Annotated in this window: 18 protein-coding genes and 1 pseudogene; 4 read left to right on the top strand and 15 right to left on the bottom strand. The window is 59.2% G+C overall.

The features are described 5' to 3' along the window. Window positions 1-7: 7 nt before the first annotated feature. The 6 genes from L598_RS10260 to L598_RS10235 are packed head-to-tail and all read right to left on the bottom strand — an operon-like array spanning window position 8 to window position 4,429. Entirely contained in the window at window positions 8-1,240 is a 1,233-nt protein-coding gene (locus L598_RS10260) for an NADH-quinone oxidoreductase subunit E (protein WP_144862197.1), read from the bottom strand. Further along, complete coding sequence (locus L598_RS10255) at window positions 1,240-2,430, bottom strand: NADH-quinone oxidoreductase subunit D (protein WP_144862195.1); 1,191 nt, start codon at window positions 2,428-2,430, stop codon at window positions 1,240-1,242. The genes L598_RS10260 and L598_RS10255 overlap by 1 nt, the downstream gene beginning before the upstream one ends. A 54-nt stretch (window positions 2,431-2,484) precedes the next feature. Continuing rightward, the gene (locus tag L598_RS10250; protein WP_144862193.1) at window positions 2,485-2,865 is read right to left on the bottom strand and encodes a four helix bundle protein; all 381 of its coding nucleotides are present in this window, start codon (window positions 2,863-2,865) and stop codon (window positions 2,485-2,487) included. Between the two features lie 21 nt (window positions 2,866-2,886). Next, on the bottom strand, window positions 2,887-3,489 hold the full coding sequence (locus tag L598_RS10245) for an NADH-quinone oxidoreductase subunit C (RefSeq protein WP_144862191.1): 603 nt from the start codon (window positions 3,487-3,489) through the stop codon (window positions 2,887-2,889). Window positions 3,490-3,497: 8 nt separating this feature from the next. Beyond that, window positions 3,498-4,073 (bottom strand): NADH-quinone oxidoreductase subunit B, encoded by a 576-nt coding sequence (locus tag L598_RS10240; protein ID WP_144862189.1) that lies wholly within the window; start codon window positions 4,071-4,073, stop codon window positions 3,498-3,500. Then, window positions 4,064-4,429 (bottom strand): NADH-quinone oxidoreductase subunit A, encoded by a 366-nt coding sequence (locus L598_RS10235; RefSeq protein WP_144862187.1) that lies wholly within the window; start codon window positions 4,427-4,429, stop codon window positions 4,064-4,066. The genes L598_RS10240 and L598_RS10235 overlap by 10 nt, the downstream gene beginning before the upstream one ends. A gap of 418 nt (window positions 4,430-4,847) precedes the next feature. Between L598_RS10235 and L598_RS10230 the strand changes: the two genes are divergently transcribed. Beyond that, window positions 4,848-6,023, top strand: a complete 1,176-nt coding sequence (locus tag L598_RS10230; RefSeq protein WP_246658707.1) for a winged helix-turn-helix domain-containing protein — start codon at window positions 4,848-4,850, stop codon at window positions 6,021-6,023. Window positions 6,024-6,108: 85 nt separating this feature from the next. Here L598_RS10230 and L598_RS10225 read toward each other — a convergent pair whose 3' ends face one another. The 9 genes and pseudogenes from L598_RS10225 to L598_RS10185 form a co-directional block, all read right to left on the bottom strand. Next, window positions 6,109-6,381, bottom strand: coding sequence for an HU family DNA-binding protein (locus L598_RS10225; RefSeq protein WP_144862183.1), 273 nt, complete (start codon window positions 6,379-6,381; stop codon window positions 6,109-6,111). Between the two features lie 198 nt (window positions 6,382-6,579). Further along, window positions 6,580-8,994: an endopeptidase La gene (gene lon / locus L598_RS10220; RefSeq protein WP_144862181.1), complete on the bottom strand. Its 2,415-nt coding sequence runs from the start codon at window positions 8,992-8,994 to the stop codon at window positions 6,580-6,582. 207 nt (window positions 8,995-9,201) lie between these two features. Continuing rightward, window positions 9,202-10,470 carry an ATP-dependent Clp protease ATP-binding subunit ClpX gene (clpX, locus tag L598_RS10215; RefSeq protein WP_144862179.1) on the bottom strand — a complete coding sequence of 423 codons (1,269 nt, stop codon included), beginning with the start codon at window positions 10,468-10,470 and terminating at the stop codon, window positions 9,202-9,204. Window positions 10,471-10,753: 283 nt separating this feature from the next. After that, window positions 10,754-11,386, bottom strand: a complete 633-nt coding sequence (locus L598_RS10210) for an ATP-dependent Clp protease proteolytic subunit (protein ID WP_144862177.1) — start codon at window positions 11,384-11,386, stop codon at window positions 10,754-10,756. A gap of 207 nt (window positions 11,387-11,593) precedes the next feature. Then, window positions 11,594-11,806 (bottom strand): annotated as a pseudogene (locus tag L598_RS10205) (DUF5996 family protein); the annotation flags it as partial. A 674-nt stretch (window positions 11,807-12,480) separates the two neighbouring features. Further along, window positions 12,481-13,764: an O-acetylhomoserine aminocarboxypropyltransferase gene (locus L598_RS10200; protein ID WP_144862175.1), complete on the bottom strand. Its 1,284-nt coding sequence runs from the start codon at window positions 13,762-13,764 to the stop codon at window positions 12,481-12,483. 98 nt (window positions 13,765-13,862) lie between these two features. After that, window positions 13,863-14,384 carry a CoA-binding protein gene (locus L598_RS10195; protein ID WP_144862173.1) on the bottom strand — a complete coding sequence of 174 codons (522 nt, stop codon included), beginning with the start codon at window positions 14,382-14,384 and terminating at the stop codon, window positions 13,863-13,865. After that, complete coding sequence (locus L598_RS10190) at window positions 14,381-14,806, bottom strand: VOC family protein (protein WP_144862172.1); 426 nt, start codon at window positions 14,804-14,806, stop codon at window positions 14,381-14,383. The genes L598_RS10195 and L598_RS10190 overlap by 4 nt, the downstream gene beginning before the upstream one ends. A 1-nt stretch (window position 14,807) precedes the next feature. Beyond that, on the bottom strand, window positions 14,808-15,629 hold the full coding sequence (locus L598_RS10185; RefSeq protein WP_144862170.1) for an enoyl-CoA hydratase: 822 nt from the start codon (window positions 15,627-15,629) through the stop codon (window positions 14,808-14,810). A 128-nt stretch (window positions 15,630-15,757) separates the two neighbouring features. On the opposite strand from L598_RS10185, the gene L598_RS10180 reads away from it, so the two are divergent. The 3 genes from L598_RS10180 (at window position 15,758) to rpsI (ending at window position 17,395) form a co-directional block, all read left to right on the top strand. Beyond that, window positions 15,758-16,207, top strand: coding sequence for a PaaI family thioesterase (locus L598_RS10180; protein WP_144862494.1), 450 nt, complete (start codon window positions 15,758-15,760; stop codon window positions 16,205-16,207). Window positions 16,208-16,449: 242 nt separating this feature from the next. Further along, entirely contained in the window at window positions 16,450-16,923 is a 474-nt protein-coding gene (gene rplM, locus L598_RS10175) for a 50S ribosomal protein L13 (RefSeq protein ID WP_144862168.1), read from the top strand. Beyond that, a complete protein-coding gene (gene rpsI, locus L598_RS10170; RefSeq protein ID WP_144862167.1) occupies window positions 16,916-17,395 on the top strand; it encodes a 30S ribosomal protein S9 in 480 nt (159 codons plus the stop codon). Before rplM ends, rpsI begins: the two co-directional genes overlap by 8 nt. Window positions 17,396-17,401: the final 6 nt, after the last annotated feature.

Raw genomic sequence — 17,401 nt, 5'->3', positions numbered from 1 at the left:
CAATCCTTCACCGCGGCTTCTTGCCGAAAACGCGCTCATATTCGGCCGGCCCGCCCTTGGCGAGGGCCTTGGCCTGTCTCACCCAGTCATCGCGTTCGATGCGCCCCTTGAATTGCAGATAGCCATCAACCCAGGCGCGCTCGGCTTTCTTCCAAGATGCGACCTGCGCATAGGTATAAATGCCGAGACCATTCAAAATGCTCTCGATCTTGGGGCCGACGCCGGAAATCATCTTCAGGTCGTCCGGCTGTGCCGGACGCTCCATGGCCTCCGGCCTGTTCTTGTCATCGAGGCTCGGCTTTGCAGGCGGCAAGGTCTTGGGACGACCGGCTTCCGGCGCCTTGAAAGCCTGCGGAGCGGTTTTCGGCTTACCGCTGTGCTGGCGCTGCCTGGTGGAAACCTCGCTCTCCTCAGAGACACGATCGGCTCGATGCCTGTCGGCTTTCGGCGACGGAACGCTTGCTGCCCTTTCACCGTTGCTTCTCGTTTTAACGGGCGAAGGCGACTTGATTGCCTTGTCGGTTTCCACAGCGTCCGTCTTCGGCTTGGCGGCGTTGGACGGAGGGACGGCCGCGGCCCTGGCGCCGGAGAAATGCGCTTCCTTGTCCCGCGATACCTTCAGGATCGCCTTTTCGTCCGTCAGCGAGGTCAGGCCCGACGCCGGCGCTGACGAAATTCTGTCAATCTGCGTGCCCGGCTTGATCGTGTCGCCCTTGCCGGCTTCGAAGGCGTCGATGATCTCTTCCAGCCGTTCGGGGGTCAGATCCTCATAGGTATCCTTGAAGATCATGACCATCGGTGCGTTGACGCAGGCGCCCTGGCATTCGACCTCTTCCCAGGAAAGCGTGCCGGTCTCGTTGGTGTGCAGCGGTTCTGGATGAATTCTTGCCCTGCAGACGTCAATCAGCTCGCCGGCACCGCGCAGCATGCATGGCGTAGTCCCGCAGACCTGCACATGGGCCCTGGTGCCCACCGGCTTGAGCTGAAACTGCGTGTAGAAGGTCGCCACCTCGAGCACCCGGATCAGCGGCATGTCGAGCAACTCGGCTACATATTCTATAGCCGGTCGCGTCACCCAGCCTTCCTGCTCCTGCACACGCATCAGCAGCGGGATGACCGCCGAAGCCTCACGGCCCTTGGGGTACTTCCTGATCGTGTGCTTCGCCCAGGACGCGTTCTCCCTCGTGAAGGCGAAGGATTTCGGCTGGACGTCTTCGTCGGCGAGACGGCGAACACTCATTATCTGTCAACCTCACCAAACACGATGTCGATGGAGCCGAGGATGGCCGAGACGTCGGCCAGCAAGTGGCCGCGGCAGAGGAAGTCCATGGCCTGCAGATGCGCGAAACCGGGGGCCCGCAACTTGCAGCGGTAAGGCTTGTTGGTTCCGTCCGCAACAAGATAGACGCCGAACTCGCCCTTCGGCGCCTCAACGGCGGCATAAACTTCGCCCTCGGGCACCCGATAGCCTTCGGTATAAAGCTTGAAGTGGTGGATGAGCGCTTCCATCGAACGCTTCATGGCGGCACGCTTCGGCGGCACGATCTTGCCGTCGGTGTTCGAGACCGGGCCCTTGCGATCCTTGCCGAGCAGGCGGTCGACGCATTGGCGCATGATCTTGGCCGACTGGCGCATCTCCTCCATACGGATCAGATAGCGGTCGTAGCAGTCGCCGTTCTTGCCGACGGGAATGTCGAAATCCATCTCGGCATAGCATTCATAGGGCTGGCTCTTGCGCAGATCCCATGGGGCTCCGGAACCACGCACCATGACGCCCGAGAATCCCCAAGCCCAGGCATCTTCCAGCGACACCACACCGATATCGACATTGCGCTGCTTGTAGATGCGGTTATCCGTAAGCAGTTCGTCCAGATCATCGACCGTTTTGAGGAACGGATCGATCCACTTGCCGATATCCTCGACGAGCTGATCGGGAAGATCCTGATGCACGCCGCCCGGGCGGAAATAGGCCGCATGCATGCGCGAGCCCGACGCACGCTCATAGAAGACCATCAGCTTCTCGCGCTCTTCGAAGCCCCACAGCGGCGGGGTGAGCGCGCCAACATCCATGGCCTGCGTGGTGATGTTCAACAAATGGCTGAGTATGCGGCCGATCTCGCAATAAAGTACGCGGATCAGCTGACCGCGGATTGGAACGTCGATGCCGAGCAGCCGCTCCACTGCCAGCGCGAAGGCGTGCTCCTGGTTCATCGGAGCCACATAGTCGAGACGGTCGAGATAAGGCACAGCCTGCAGATAGGTCTTGTGCTCCATCAGCTTCTCGGTGCCCCGGTGCAAGAGGCCGATATGCGGATCGACACGTTCGACCACCTCACCGTCCAGCTCCAGTACAAGGCGCAAGACGCCATGTGCAGCAGGATGTTGCGGGCCGAAATTGATGTTGAAGTTGCGGACGGAGGTTTCAGGCATTGGATCGACCTGCAACACACAGGTGAATGGTGAATGGTGAATGGTGAATGGTGATCATTTCGGTTCGCCGAGCGACCTCACGAATTGAACCAGTCGCTTTCCCAAACGCGAGCAGCGGTCGTTCATTTGATTGCCTTCCACAGCTTTCAACAAACCGACCCGCACGCTGAGTGCCAAATGCGTTTCTAGTTCCTTCAAAGACCCCTGAGCTATACGAAGAAACTGAATGAATGTCCGCCTCTGACCGCGACCATATCCCTCTGCGATGTTGGCGGGAATGGAGGCTGCACACCGCCGCAGTTGCGACGTCATGCCGAACAGCTCCTCGCGAGGAAACTGCCGCGTCAAACGATACACTTCTTCGGCAATATCCATTGCTTCTTGCCAGACGATCAGGTCGCGGTAGTCGCGGATCTGCTCCGGCTTCTCGTCCATTCACCATTCACCATTCACCATTCACTGCTTCGCCTTCTCATCTCCCGGCAGCACATAATCCGTACCCTCCCAGGGTGAGAGGAAGTCGAAGTTGCGGAATTCCTGGCGGAGCTCCACAGGCTCGTAAACAACCCGTTTTGCGTCGTCGTCATAGCGCACCTCGACGAAGCCTGTCAGCGGGAAGTCCTTGCGCAGCGGGTGCCCCTCGAAGCCGTAGTCTGTGAGGATACGGCGAAGGTCCGGATGCCCGGTGAAAAGCACACCGTAGAGATCATAGACCTCGCGCTCATACCATCCGGCTGCCGGAAAAACCTCCACCGCCGAGGGAATAGGCGTTTCCTCGTCCGTGGCCACCTTCACTCGAATGCGCTGGTTCTGGCGCGGTGACAACAAATGATAGACGACATCAAAGCGCTTTTCGCGCGCCGGATAATCCGCTCCGCTGATGTCGATGAAGGAAATGAACTGGCATTGAACATCCGACTTGAGGAAGTTCAGCACATCAATGATATCGCCCGGCTCCACGAGGAGAGTAAGCTCGCCATAAGCCACAATGGCGTCCTGAATCTGGGCGTCGAGCTTTTCCTTGGCGTAGGCCGCCAGATCCTTGAGAACTTCGCTCATTGCACGACCTAACGTTCGATGGTGCCGGTTCGGCGGATCTTCTTTTGCAGAAGAAGAATGCCGTAAAGCAGGGCTTCGGCGGTAGGCGGACAGCCGGGCACATAGATATCGACCGGTACGACCCGATCGCAGCCGCGCACGACCGAATAGGAATAGTGATAGTAGCCGCCGCCATTGGCGCAGGAGCCCATGGAGATGACGTAGCGCGGCTCGGGCATCTGGTCATAGACCTTGCGAAGCGCGGGGGCCATCTTGTTGGTCAGCGTGCCGGCAACGATCATGACATCGGACTGCCGCGGCGAGGCACGAGGCGCAACGCCGAAGCGCTCGCTGTCATAGCGCGGCATGGAAGTCTGGATCATCTCCACCGCGCAGCAGGCAAGTCCGAAGGTCATGAACATGAGCGAGCCGGTCCGCGCCCAGGTGATAAGGGCCTCGGATGAAGTAACGAGGAAACCCTTGTCGGACAGCTCTTCGTTGATGGCACCGAAGAACCGGTCATCGGACCCGACAGGATTGCCTGTATTCGGGTCGATGACGCCTTTCGGTGTCGGCGCGATCAGGGTTGAATTGTTCAATCCCATTCCAGCGCTCCCTTTTTCCACTCATAGATGAAGCCGATGGTGAGAACGCCCAGAAAAACCATCATGGACCAGAAGCCCAGCCACCCGATCTCGCCGAAGGACACGGCCCACGGAAACAGGAAGGCGACTTCGAGGTCGAAGATGATGAAGAGAATGGACACCAGATAGAAGCGGACGTCGAACTTCATGCGCGCATCGTCAAATGCATTGAAGCCGCATTCGTAGGCCGACAGCTTTTCAGGATCGGGATTGCGATAGGCCACCAGGAACGGCGCCACTATCAGTGCCAGTCCGACGGCAAGGGCGACCCCGATGAAGATCACGATGGGCAGATACGAACTTAAGAGTCCATCCATGGTCCGACTTTCCGTTGCCTGCCAGGTGCGAGGCTGCGTACTCAAGGCGCAGTGTGAACCGTATCGGCCCTGTGGGATCGATACGATACGGCAAGCTCATGCTGCAACGCGGCGAGGGTTAGCGCAGGCAATCGGGCGACGCAAGTCAAACCTTGGCAAGATTGCGGCGATTGACGGCCAATTCGCATCCCGCCCGCCGAGTACGTTCCCACCATTGTTAAAAAGGTATCTATGCGAGCCAGCGAGCCTTTTGAAGGCCTTATGTCAGTAGTCTTGCCTCCCGCCTCGAAACCGGGTGGATGCACATCACCGAACCAGCTAACCCTATCGCTGACGCAACGGTCAATATTATTGATTGATGCGTCAATCAATAACGGTTCGGTGGAAGATGCCAGCGATACGGACGATAACTCCCACCATGGCGAGGCGAATCGCGCTCGCCGCCCAGGGCTTCACGGATCGCCGGACAGCCGGAGAGCCCGAGCGACGGCATTTGAAGCGGATCCTGCAGCGAACGGGTCTCTTCCAGATCGATTCCGTGAATGTCGTGGCGCGGGCACATTACATGCCTGCCTTTTCCCGCCTTGGCCCCTACTCTACCAGGCTCCTCGAAAGCGCGGCCTCCCGCAGGCCAAGGGCCCTATTCGAATATTGGGCGCATGAAGCCTCGCTCCTGCCGGTTGAAACGCAGCCACTCATGCGCTGGCGCATGGCGCGTGCAGAGGCCGGACAAGGCATCTATCGCAGGCTTGCGGAATTCGGGCGGGAAAAGCAGTCCTTCATCAAGGAGATCTATGACGAGGTCGTGCAGCGTGGGCCGATTGCCGCATCTGACATAGATGGTCACAGCGGTACTGGCGGCTGGTGGGGATGGAGCGACGCCAAGCATGCTTTCGAATGGCTGTTCTGGGCAGGCCACATCACCACCCATTCGCGCCGTCCGAGCTTCGAACGCCTCTATGATCTTCCCGAACGTGTGCTGCCCGCGTCGGTGCTTGCAGCGCCCACGCCTTCGCCTGTCGATGCCCACCGCGCGCTATTGGCCATCTCAGCCCGGGCACTCGGAATCGCGACCGGCGGCGATTTGCGCGACTATTTCCGCCTCTCTCCCACCGATATTGCCGGCCGGCTGGAGGAACTTGTCGAGGAAGGAGAGATCGAGCCGGTAGCGGTCAAGGGCTGGAAACAGCCGGCATATCTTCATCGGGACGCACGTCTTCCCCGCAAGGTAGAAGCCCGCGCCCTGCTCGCCCCTTTCGATCCCCTGATTTGGGAACGCTCCCGCGCCGAGCGGCTGTTCGGATTCCACTACCGCATCGAGATCTATACGCCGGCGGAGAAGCGTATGCATGGGTACTATGTCCTGCCTTTCCTGCTAGGCGATCGGATCGTGGCGCGAGTGGACCTGAAGGCCGATCGGCAGGCGGGCGTGCTGCGCGTGCAGGCCGCGCATCCGGAAGATCATGCTCCGCCTCATACGGCAGAGGAGATCATGGCCGAACTGAGGTCCATGGCAGGTTGGCTTGGCCTCGCACGTGTAGAGGTAATGCCTGCAGGCGATCTCGCGCCGGCGCTTGCGCAAATGCGGGGCTAGACCCGGGATTGTTCGATCTGCTCTCCAGAAGCAGAAAAGCCGGGACAAGCCCGGCTTCCTGAATAAAAGGATCTGATCCGTCAGCTTAGTTGACGGCGTCCTTCAGGCCCTTGCCGGCCGAGAATTTCGGCACGTTGCGGGCCGGAATCTTGACCTCTGCACCCGTCTGCGGGTTGCGGCCAGTCGAAGCCTCACGGCGGGAAACGGCGAAGTTGCCGAAACCGACGAGGCGAACGTCCCCACCTTTCTTCAGTTCCTTGGTAATGACCGAAAAGACGGCGTCGACAGCGGCCTGAGCCTTACCCTTTTCCAGACCGGCTTCTTCGGCGACAGCGGACACAAGTTCGTTCTTGTTCATAAAGAAATTCCCCTTCCCTATGGAGGCCGGAAGAAGCGACTCAACCGGCAAGATCGGAAGTCTAAGAAGAAGTCTTGGCGCGACCAAGCGGGAAATGACAGAAACCCCCGTCAAAATGCCGCTTTTCCGCGCCTTTGACACGAAAAGGCGGGCCTAAAGCCCGCCTTCCGCTCCTTAAGCCCAAACGGCACCGCAGTGTCAATGGGCTACGGTCTGCTTTCCAGCCTCGTCAGGAAGATCAACCTTCGCTGCGGGCTCCACCGGCTCCGTCCATTCGATCGGCTCCGGCATGCGCACCAGGGCGTGACGCAATACCTCCCCGACGCGGCTGACCGGAACAATCTCCAGCCCACTCTTCACATTGTCGGGGATCTCGGCCAGATCCTTGGCGTTCTCCTCGGGAATCAGCACCTTCTTGATGCCGCCCCTCAGCGCCGCAAGCAGTTTCTCCTTAAGGCCGCCGATCGGCAGCACGCGGCCGCGCAAGGTGATTTCGCCGGTCATGGCGATATCCTTGCGGACCGGTATGCCAGTCATCACCGAGACGATCGCGGTAGCCATGGCGACACCAGCCGACGGACCGTCCTTCGGCGTCGCACCCTCGGGCACGTGCACGTGGATGTCCTTCTTGTCGAAGACCGGCGGCTCAATGCCGAAATCGACAGCTCTGGAGCGCACGTATGACGCCGCCGCCGAGATCGATTCCTTCATCACGTCGCGCAGATTGCCGGTGACCGTCATCTTGCCCTTGCCGGGCATCATGACGCCCTCGATCGTCAGCAGTTCGCCGCCGACCTCGGTCCAGGCAAGCCCGGTGACCACGCCGACCTGATCCTCGCCTTCCGCCTGTCCGAACCGGAAGCGCGGAACGCCGAGATAGTCGGCCAGATTCTTCTCGGTGACCTTTACCGACTTCTTGCCCGACTTTAGGATTTCGGTCACCGCCTTGCGCGCGAGCTTCATCAATTCGCGCTCGAGATTGCGTACGCCGGCCTCCCGCGTATAGGTGCGGATGATTGCCTGCAGCGCCTCATCGCTGACCGAGAACTCCTTCGGCTGCAGCGCATGCTCACGAATGGCCTTCGGCAGCAGGTGCCTCTTGGCGATCTCCACCTTCTCGTCTTCGGTGTAGCCGGCAATACGGATGATCTCCATACGGTCCATCAGGGCCGGCGGGATGTTCAGCGTATTGGCGGTCGTCACGAACATGACGCTCGACAGATCGTATTCGACCTCGAGATAGTGGTCCATGAAAGTCGCGTTCTGCTCGGGGTCGAGAACCTCCAGCAGAGCAGACGACGGATCGCCGCGAAAATCCATGCCCATCTTGTCGATTTCGTCGAGCAGGAAGAGCGGATTGGACTTCTTGGCCTTCTTCATCGACTGGATGACCTTGCCGGGCATCGAGCCGATATAGGTCCGGCGGTGACCGCGGATCTCGGCCTCGTCACGCACGCCGCCAAGCGCCATGCGCACGAACTCGCGGCCAGTCGCCTTGGCGATCGACTTGCCGAGCGAAGTCTTGCCGACGCCGGGAGGGCCGACAAGGCACAGGATCGGGCCTTTCAGCTTCTTCTGCCGGCTCTGCACGGCCAGATATTCGACGATGCGCTCCTTGACCTTGTCCAGGCCGAAGTGATCGGCATCCAACACTTCCTGAGCATAATTCAGGTCGTTCTTCACCTTGCTCGGCTTGTGCCACGGGATGGACAGCAGCCAATCGAGATAGTTGCGCACGACGGTTGCTTCCGCGGACATGGGCGACATGGTCCGCAGCTTCTTCAGCTCAGCCTCTGCCTTCTCCCGCGCTTCCTTGGAGAGCTTTGTCTTCTTGATGCGCTCCTCGATCTCAGCCGCCTCGTCGCGGCCGTCCTCGCCCTCGCCGAGCTCCTTCTGGATCGCCTTCATCTGCTCATTGAGGTAATATTCGCGCTGGGTCTTCTCCATCTGCCGTTTGACACGGCTACGGATGCGCTTCTCCACCTGCAGGACGGAAATCTCGGCTTCCATGAAGCCCATGGCCTTTTCCAGGCGCTCGCGCACGGAAAGCGTGGCAAGCATCTCCTGCTTCTCGGGAATCTTGATCGCCAGATGCGAAGCCACGGTATCGGCCAGCTTCGAGTAATCCTCGATCTGGCTCGTGGCACCGACGACCTCAGGCGAGATCTTCTTGTTCAGCTTGACGTAGTTCTCGAAGTCCGAGACGACGGAGCGCGCCAGCGCCTCGATCTCGACTTCCTCGTCTTCCGGTTCGACCAGAACTTCAGCCCGGGCCTCGTGATAGTCGGTCCGGTCCGTATAGCCATTGACACGGGCGCGCGCTGAACCTTCCACCAGCACCTTTACGGTGCCGTCAGGGAGCTTCAGAAGCTGCAGAACATTGGCCAGGGTGCCGATGTCGTAGATGGCATTCGGCTCCGGATCATCGTCCGCGGCATTCATCTGCGTGGCAAGCAGTATCTGCTTGTCGGCGCCCATGACTTCTTCGAGCGCTTTGATCGACTTCTCGCGCCCTACGAAAAGCGGCACGATCATGTGCGGGAACACCACGATGTCGCGCAACGGCAGCACAGGATACAGGCTTTCGCCGGCGGATCTCGGGGATTGGGTCATTTTTCAACCTTTCGCACCGCGGCCGCCAAACGGCCAACCGCGAATCTCAGTTTAACGGCCGCGGGCCGATCCGCCTACCGACAGTTTGCCAACTGCATTAATGAGCACGGATATCGGCCCCGCCACTTGTCCACTAATTGGAGGCGCCCGGACCAAAGATCAAGGGCAACGGAGACCATGTGATCTCCAACGGCTGGAAGGGCAGCGTCACGCGCTGGCGCTGCCCTTTTCCTTCTCGGCATATATGTAGAGGGGCCGAGCATTTCCGGAGACGACCTCATCGGAGATCACGACTTCCTGAACGCCCTCAAGTGCTGGAAGCTCGAACATGGTGTCAAGCAGTATCGCCTCCATGATCGAGCGCAGGCCGCGCGCGCCTGTCTTGCGCTCGATCGCCTTCTTGGCGATCGCAATCAGCGCGTTCTCATGGAATGTGAGCTCCACATTCTCCATCTCGAACAGGCGCTGATACTGCTTGACCAGCGCATTCTTGGGCTCCGTCAGAATCTGCACCAACGCAGCCTCGTCGAGATCCTCGAGCGTCGCCAGAACCGGCAGACGGCCGACAAATTCCGGGATGAGGCCGAATTTCAGTAGATCTTCCGGCTCCACCTGGCGCAAGAGTTCACCCGAACGGCGATCCTCCGGCGAGGCGACATCCGCGCCGAAGCCTATGGAGGTCTTGCGACCGCGATCCGAAATGATCTTCTCCAAGCCGGCAAAGGCACCGCCGCAGATGAAAAGGATGTTGGAGGTGTCGACCTGCAGGAATTCCTGCTGCGGATGCTTCCGGCCGCCCTGCGGGGGTACCGAAGCCACCGTGCCTTCCATGATCTTCAGCAGCGCCTGCTGCACGCCCTCGCCCGAAACGTCGCGTGTGATTGAGGGGTTGTCCGACTTGCGGCTGATCTTGTCGATTTCGTCGATGTAGACGATGCCGCGCTGGGCGCGTTCGACATTGTAGTCCGCCGACTGCAGAAGCTTCAGGATGATGTTCTCGACATCCTCGCCGACATAGCCCGCTTCAGTCAGGGTCGTTGCGTCGGCCATTGTGAAGGGCACGTCGATGATGCGGGCAAGCGTCTGTGCCAGCAGCGTCTTGCCGCAGCCTGTCGGACCGATCAGCAGAATGTTGGACTTCGCCAACTCGACATCATTGTTTTTCGAGGCATGGGCCAGCCGCTTGTAGTGGTTGTGCACGGCCACTGAAAGGACACGCTTGGCATAACCCTGCCCAATCACATAGTCGTCCAGAACCTTGAGTATCTCCTGCGGAGTCGGCACACCCTCGCGCGACTTCACCATCGAGGATTTGTTCTCCTCGCGTATGATGTCCATGCAGAGTTCGACGCATTCATCGCAGATGAAAACCGTCGGGCCCGCAATCAGCTTGCGAACCTCATGCTGGCTCTTACCGCAGAACGAGCAGTACAGCGTGTTCTTGGAATCACCGCCGCCGTTGCTGATCTTGCTCATCTTCTCCAAGTCCTTTCACTGCCACCGGCGAGCCGATGGTAACACCGGGTATAGAGGCATACATGCCATTTTACCCAGCGGTCCGAACCATCAAACCAATTTCCGAACGAAACACAAATCGGAAAGCACGGCAACAAGTCTCGAATCCCTCCAAAAGTTGGGCAGGGAAACTCAACATAGGCTTAACGTTAAGCGGTTGCCGCGGCCGAGGGAACAAGAAAATGTGACAGAAATGACGCAGAGTTTCTCAAAAACGCGTCATCTTCCCTGCCCCACGCCCGAATCAGTCAGCAGGCTGTCCTTCGATAAGCTCGCGCGAGCTGATCACCTTGTCGATCAGGCCAAAATCCCTGGCTTCCTCGGAAGTCATGAAATGGTCGCGGTCGAGCGTGCGTTCGATGGTCTCGTAATCCTGCCCGGTATGCTTCACGTAAACCTCGTTCAGGCGCCGCTTCAGCTTGATGATATCCTGTGCATGGCGCTCGATATCCGAAGCCTGTCCCTGAAAGCCGCCGGATGGCTGATGGACCATGATGCGCGCATTCGGAGTGGCGAAGCGCAAGTCCTTGTGGCCTGCGCAGAGCAGCAACGATCCCATCGAGGCCGCCTGCCCGATGCAAAGCGTAGAAACGGCCGGGCGGATGAATTGCATGGTGTCGTAAATGGCCATGCCGCTTGTCACGACGCCGCCCGGCGAGTTGATGTAGAGAGCGATCTCCTTCTTCGGGTTCTCCGCCTCCAGAAAGAGAAGCTGCGCGCAGACAAGCGTTGCCATGCCGTCCTCGACAGGGCCCGTGATGAAGATGATACGCTCCTTCAAGAGCCGCGAGAAAATATCATAGGCCCGTTCGCCGCGATTGGTCTGCTCGACGACCATCGGCACGAGATTCAGTGCGGTATCGACCGGGTTTGGCATATAAGCGTCCCTTTCGTTTGAGGGAATTTTTCATGGGGAACGAAACCGCGCCGGATAGGCGGAATCGCACTCGCTGTCACGTCATAGATAGGATGCCGGCTCACGCTTGCGCAAGACCACGATTTTTCTCCTGGTCTGCCGCGCTTCCAATCTTCTCCCAAGGGCCTGATGGTCAGGCGTGAAATGATGGCTGGCGGTGAAACAGTAGTCCAAGGATACGCCTTGAAACCCGCCCGCGCCGTTGGGAACAAGGCCGGTCGTAAAGCCACGGGCATTCACGTAGAGCGTGGCATGCCACGAATGGTTCACCCATGGCGTATGCGCAAGACGGTATTTGCCCACGATTTGGGTGAAAAGATGCAGCGCTTCACATGTATCGCGCCATTCCGCATAGGGAATGGCAGACCAAGTGTTCTTCACGGTGCCTGACCCCGGTTGGTGGAACAGCCATCCGCCATACCGGTAAAATAGCGCAATATGCGCTAATGCCAGTACTTTCCATATCGAACTTGGCTTCGAGGATCTTGGTGGGACGGGAACGCCTGTCCAAAACGCAAGGAAAGCACTGAGATCGCTCCCAGTGCCTCCCTGTTCAGATCAGACCTCCATCCTGTCGACCGCTCGCAAGCGAGAGCCGCCACGAAAGAACCCTGACCCGAAGGTCTCGGCGTTCTGTTCCCACGTGTCTCCACGGCATCGGGATACGGTTCGCCGGACCTTGCCTGCTCGGCCCGCAAAGGCTTGATCAGGCGTGCCATCGAAGGACTTGTCCGGCCTTCATGGCAGCATCGGTTCTGCCGGATGCGTTCCAGACCGCTTTTCGGCAGGTCCGCTGGACATCTGGCTCCAATCCGGTTTCAGGTTTCCCATCAACTGATCGGGTCAGCACGGCCTCAGGTTTGCCCTTGGCTTGATCCCGCTGTCCGGGCGGGAGCTTCCAGGCTCCTGAGATGAAGTCAGCCTAGGCCCATCGCGCTGCTGCTGCAATGGTTCCGCGCCTGTGGAAAGCGAGGATATAGGGGATGACGTAAGGTCAGCGGCCAAACGCCGCCGGCCGGCAATTTCCCCTTGTCCAGGTAATCAGCTGTTTTGGCTTAGATTTTCGCCAGCGCCTGTTCCAGATCGGCGATGATGTCCTCCACATCCTCGATGCCTATGGACAGACGTATGACGTCGTTTCCGGCACCCGCCGCCGCCTTCTGCTCATCGGTGAGCTGGCGGTGCGTGGTCGAGGCAGGATGAATGATGAGTGAGCGCGTGTCGCCTATATTGGCAAGATGCGACAGCATCTCGACGCCCTCGACGACCTTCACGCCGGCCTCGAAGCCACCCTTCAGCCCGAAGGTGAAAACCGCCCCTGCACCCTTGGGCGAATATTTCTGCATCAGCGCGTGGTTCGCATCTCCAGGCAGACCCGGATAGGAGACCCATTCGACGGCGGGATGGCTCTTCAGCCATTCGGCAACCTTCAGCGCATTGTCGCAATGGCGCTGCATGCGCAGCGGCAAGGTCTCGATGCCGGTCAGGATCATGAAGGCGTTGAAGGGCGAGATTGTCGGGCCGAAATCGCGCAGGCCGAGAACGCGCACGGCAATGGCGAAGGCGAAATTGCCGAATGTCTCGTGCAGAACGATGCCGCCATATTCGGGCCGCGGCTCCGAAAGCATCGGGTAGTTGCCGGACTTCGACCAGTCGAAGGTGCCACCATCGACCACAATGCCACCCATGGAATTGCCGTGGCCGCCAAGGAATTTCGTCAATGAATGGACGACCACATCCGCGCCATGCTCGATCGGTCGCACGAGATGTGGCGAGGCCATCGTATTGTCGACGATGAGGGGAAGACCGTGCCTATGGGCAATCTCGGCTATTTTCGCCAGATCGACGAAAGTGCCGCCGGGATTGGCCAGGCTCTCCACGAAGACGGCCCTCGTCCTGTCGTCGATCTGGTTTTCGAAGGAGGACAGATCGTCCGGATCGGCCCAGCGCACCTCCCAGCCGAAATTCTTGAATGCGTGGCCAAACTGGTTGATCGAACCGCCGTAAAGCTTTCTGGCGGCGATGAAATTATCCCCCGGCCGCATGATCGTATGGAAAACGAGAAGCTGGGCGCCATGGCCGCTGGCCGCAGCGACTGCCGCCGTTCCTCCCTCAAGCGCCGCGACGCGCTCCTCGAGCACGGCGGTCGTTGGATTCATGATACGGGTATAGATGTTGCCGAAGGCCTTCAACCCGAACAGCGAGGCTGCGTGATCGGCATCGTCAAAGACATAGGAGGTGGTCTGGTAGATCGGCGTGGCGCGCGCGCCGGTGGCCGGATCGGGCTGCGCGCCGGCATGGACGGCAAGCGTGTTGAAGCCTGGTGTGCGTTCGGTCATGTCGACCCCTCCATTCTCGTTTTCCGAAAGCATTCATCGCAAAGCCAAAGACCCAAAGCAAAGAAGATTTGCGCGCTGCAAGCCCGGATCGGGCAAAATCACCGTTGCCTTATGCCAAAGCTCTGGAAGCCCTGCCTCAGGAGAGGCTTTTTCGATGAGATAACGCGGCTGTTGACACCGTTCCAGCTTATCTCGCCGGAAAGACGGGCATATTCGATTTTCGGGCAGCGGTTCATGACGACCTTTATCCCCGCCGCCTCGGCGCGCGCCGCCGCCTCGTCGTGGCGGATTGTGAGCTGCGTCCAGACCACCTTCGGCAACGGATCGAGCGCCAGCACTTCCTCTACAATGCCGGGCACGGCAGCCGACGGACGGAACACGTCAACCATATCGATCGGCTCGGGAATATCGGCCAGTTTCGCATAGACGGGACGGCCGAGGATTTCCTTCCCGGCCTGGCCAGGATTAACCGGAAAGACCGTATAGCCCTTGTCGATCAGATATTTGGTGACAAAGAAGCTCGGCCTCACATCGTTGGCGGACGCGCCAACGATGGCAACCGTTTTCACCTCGTTCAAAATGCCGGATATATAAGCGTTGTCGTAGGAATCGTGGTTCATTCGGGCAGCGATATACGGCCTTCCGCGTCAATGGGAAAGTCCGGATTGTGCGCCACTTCCCAGACATTTCCTTCCGTATCGGTGAAATAGCCCTGCATACCGCCGAAGAAGGCCATCCTGGCCGGCTTCAATATGCGACCGCCAGCCTTCTCCGCCCTCGCCAGCACAAGACCGACCTCATCCTCCGTACGCGTATTGTAGGCGAGCGCGACGCCGGGAAAGCCGGCTCCGGGCACTTCGATGCCCGCATCCCTGGCCAATTCCTCACGCGGCCATAGGGCCAGAATCAGCCCGCCCATCTGGAAGAAGGCGACGCCTTCGGTGATCTTCTCGTTCCGCTCCAGGCCCATCGCTTCATAGAAGCGGACAGCACGGTCGAGATCATCCACGCCAAGGGTTATGATCGAGACGCGCGGTTCCATGCTATTTGCCGGTCCAATGCGGCTCTCTTTTCTCCACGAACGCACCGATTCCCTCTTCCGCGTCGCGCGCCATCATATTCTCCACCATTACGCGGGCGGTATATTCGTAAGCCTCGGTCAGACCGAGTTCCGCCTGCTTGTAAAAGGCTTCCTTGCCGATCTTGAGCGTCAAAGGCGATTTCGAAGCGATGGTTTGCGCGTATTTCGTCACGCTCTGATTGAGGTATTCGCGCGGCACGACACGATTGACCAGACCAAAGTCACGCGCAGTCTGCGCATCGATCATCTCGCCGGTCAGCAGCATCTCCATGGCATGCTTGCGCGAGACATTGCGTGACAGCGCTACCATCGGCGTGGAACAGAACAGCCCGATATTGACGCCTGGGGTGGCGAAGCGCGCATCCTCGGCCGCGATTGCCAGATCGCAGGATGCCACGAGCTGACAGCCAGCCGCCGTCGCCACGCCGCCGATTTCCGCGATCACGGGCTTCGGGTGGCGCACTACTGTCTGCATCAGCCGGGCACAGTTTCCCATGGTCTTCTCGAAGAAGGCACGGCCCCGGTCCGGATCCTTCCGGTGCGCCGTCATCTCCTTGAGGTCGTGACCGGCCGAAAAGACTTTGCCCTCATGTCGGATGACAATGACGCGAACCGCCTTGTCGTCACCTGCGCGGTCCAGTTCGCTTTGCAAGGCGTCCATCAGCGCAATCGAAAGGGCATTGGCCGGAGGATTGGCCAAGGTCAACCACAGGATGCCCTCCTCTCGCCGGGAAAGGACAAGCCCCGGGTTCTCCGTTTCGCAAGCGGCCAGAACTTCCGCCATCTGTTCCTCCTACTGCGTGTAATGTTGTCTTGGGACAGAACTAGCACGCATCCGCTTGAAGAACAGCGCCCAAACAACGATTGTGTATTTGCGCTTACGCAAACGGAAGCAGGGAGGAACCGATGGACATGAGGGCGAACCGTAACGCTTTGATACCAGTGATGACGGTGGAGGAAATCAACGCATTCCTCACCAAGGAATTCCCCCAGTTGAACCAGGGAAGCTCCGACTACATGGCCGTCGAAATCCACCCCGGCGGCTGCACCGTGCGTCTTGACGCCTCTGAAAGGCATCTGCGGCCTGGCAATACGATCTCCGGCCCTGCCCTGTTCGCGCTGGCGGATATCGGCGGCTATGTTTGCGCGCTTTCGCATATCGGACCAGTGGGCCTGGCCGTGACGACCAATCTCAACATCAATTTCATGCGCAAGGCCGAGGCCGGACGGGTAGAGGGCCATTGCCGTATTTTGAAGCTCGGCAAAAGCCTGATGGTCTTCGACACCGAAATGGTCGCGGGGCCAGACCGTCTCACGATCGCTCATGCGACGGGCACATATTCCATCCCGCCGAGCCGTTGAAATTAATGGTAAAATAATACCATGGTAACTAACATATTGTTTTTATATCATTTTATTCTCTGAACGTATCTCTCTTGGTGCATTTTACGCATTGACGTTCGATTCTCTCTGAAGTAGAAGCGCTCGCATAACAGCGGCCCGCCACAAGGCGGCCGTTTGTTTTTGAGGGCCGGTTTTGGCTGGCCATCAGTTCAAGCAACAAGAAGCGCCTTCGCAAGAAGGTTAGAACCGGAAGCAGAACCATGAAAACCTTTTCGCAGAAGCCTGCGGACGTGGTGAAGAAATGGGTGCTGATCGATGCCGAGGGTCTCGTTGTCGGTCGTCTCGCCTCAATCGTCGCCAACCGCCTGCGCGGCAAGCACAAGCCGACTTACACCCCGCATGTCGATGATGGTGACAACGTCATCGTAATCAATGCCGACAAGGTCGTCCTCACCGGCAAGAAGTACCAGGACAAGAAGTATTACTGGCATACCGGCCATCCCGGCGGCATCAAGGAGCGCACGGCGCGCGAGATCCTGGAAGGCCGTTTTCCGGAACGGGTCGTCGAAAAGGCTGTCGAGCGCATGATCCCGCGCGGGCCGCTCGGACGCCGGCAGATGAAGAATCTGCGCGTCTATGCCGGCGCCGACCATCCCCATGCGGCCCAGCAGCCCGAAAAGCTCGATGTGGCTGCGATGAACAAGAAGAACGTAAGGGTCCAGAAGTATGGCTGAACTCAATTCCCTCCAGGATCTCGGCACGGTGGCGCAGCAGACTGTGCAACCCGAGGCCCCGGTCCATGTACAGAAGCTCGACAAGTTCGGCCGCGCCTACGCCACCGGCAAGCGCAAGGACGCCATCGCTCGCGTCTGGGTCAAGCCCGGCACCGGCAAGATAGTGGTGAATGACAAGGAATTCACCGCCTATTTCGCTCGTCCTGTCCTGCAGATGATCCTGCAGCAGCCGATCGTTGCGGCGAACCGTAACGGCCAGTACGATATCGTCGCCACTGTCACGGGCGGCGGCCTTTCGGGCCAGGCCGGCGCGGTGCGTCATGGTATTTCCAAGGCGCTGACCTATTACGAGCCGGAGCTTCGCTCGGTGCTCAAGAAAGGCGGCTTCCTGACCCGCGACAGCCGTACTGTCGAGCGTAAGAAATACGGCAAGGCGAAAGCCCGCCGCAGCTTCCAGTTCTCCAAGCGCTAAGCGTTT

Origin of the sequence: Mesorhizobium sp. J18, assembly GCF_007829525.1 — a bacterium.
GTDB lineage: Bacteria > Pseudomonadota > Alphaproteobacteria > Rhizobiales > Rhizobiaceae > VLJP01.
The sequence above is the reverse complement of the archived record's forward strand: the minus strand, read 5'-3'. Positions and strand labels throughout refer to the sequence as shown.